The organism is Clostridium grantii DSM 8605, assembly GCF_900129965.1.
In the GTDB taxonomy this organism is placed as follows: Bacteria; Bacillota; Clostridia; order Clostridiales; family Clostridiaceae; genus Clostridium_AF; species Clostridium_AF grantii.
In genome coordinates, this window is record NZ_FQXM01000082.1 from 1 (window position 1) to 1,378 (window position 1,378).

General features: G+C 26.3%; 2 protein-coding genes. Both read right to left on the reverse strand.

Translation table 11 applies throughout. The annotated features are described in order from the left end of the window. Positions 1 to 821: 821 nt before the first annotated feature. Positions 822 to 1,073 (reverse strand): Blp family class II bacteriocin, encoded by a 252-nt coding sequence (locus tag BUB83_RS21130; protein ID WP_073341048.1) that lies wholly within the window; start codon positions 1,071 to 1,073, stop codon positions 822 to 824. A gap of 23 nt (positions 1,074 to 1,096) precedes the next feature. Next, the coding region (locus tag BUB83_RS21135) for a hypothetical protein (RefSeq protein ID WP_207649356.1) at positions 1,097 to 1,378 on the reverse strand (282 nt) is incomplete at its 5' end.

The window sequence follows — 1,378 nt, forward strand, 5'->3', positions numbered from 1 at the left end:
TATAAAGCAAGTATTTCTTGCCATTGTACATGTTTTTTATGTTTTCAAGGTTGTACCTGGAAAAAATTACACCTCAGAGGTCCTAGGAGATGATTGGAAATCAGCTCCTTGCTTTTGATATTTTAATAATTAATTTATTAGTTAAATAATAAGCAATAGGGATTAATCCATAAATAGATATAGAATAAGTGCTTTTATTAATTAAGTAAAAATAATTGTATACAAAAATTGAAATTACAATAAAAATCAAATCAATGATATATAAAAGGTATTTTGTGGTTTTATTTAACTTTAGAGAAGGTCTTGAAAAGAAATAAATTATAAAAATTATTATTGATGCGGATATTATACTGTAAAAATATAATTTTTCTAAAGGTGGCATATTTACAGTCTCCTAACAAAAGTTTTTATTTTAGTAATTTCTGAAAAAAGAATCATTAGGATTAAAAAAGTAACCGTTAAACATAATAAAATTATATTTAAAAAATGTATATTAAATAAATTATTAAGAAGTATACATAGAGAAACCCATAAATGATACAAAATGAGTACATTTTTAGAAAAAAATCTTTTGGTAATATTATTATCACGAATTATTAGAAAAGTCATTATTAGAGTGAATAATAATGAATAAGATAATTCATTGAATTTAATAAAATATATTATTAAAAAGGTTGATATTAGAATTATTGTTAATTTATTTAGGTTTTTAACCGGAAATTTAATCAAGTTCAACACTCCTATGTTTGGATATAATATACAGTATATAAAATTTATTTAAAATAAGTAACAATCCTGATTAGAGGACTGTTACTTATTTTTTAATCTATCACGCTCATAATGGAATAAGCTGCCCATATTCCAGCAAAAGTCATAGCTCCTAATAAAGCAAAAGAGCCTAGTACTACCATACCAGTCACAGCAGTTGCAGTGACAACAACACTACCAGTTGCAGATAAAGCTATATATACACTACCAGCCCCTGATACAATTCTAAATGCCTCACCTTTTGTTAATCTTCCTCCTGAAATTGAAAATAGCTCATTATTATTTAACTCATTAAATGTATTCATAGTTACCTCGCTTAGTATATTTTTTAATAGACTTTGTGTCTATCTGTTGATGGGTAAGTCACTGGCAAGACAATAACTTGTAAAAAAACTCTTGTTGACCCAAATGTGGCGCCGAAGACATCAGCTACACCCATAGATAAATCATAAAGTTTATCTAAAGAAGATTTATCATATTTACCACCATTAACCTCTTCTAAATCATTCTCAAATAACTCACAAAAAGCACCACTATAATTCAAAGTCATTTCCATAATATTCACCTCCTTATATTGTAAATTATTCAAAACTATATGTAAACCCTTGGC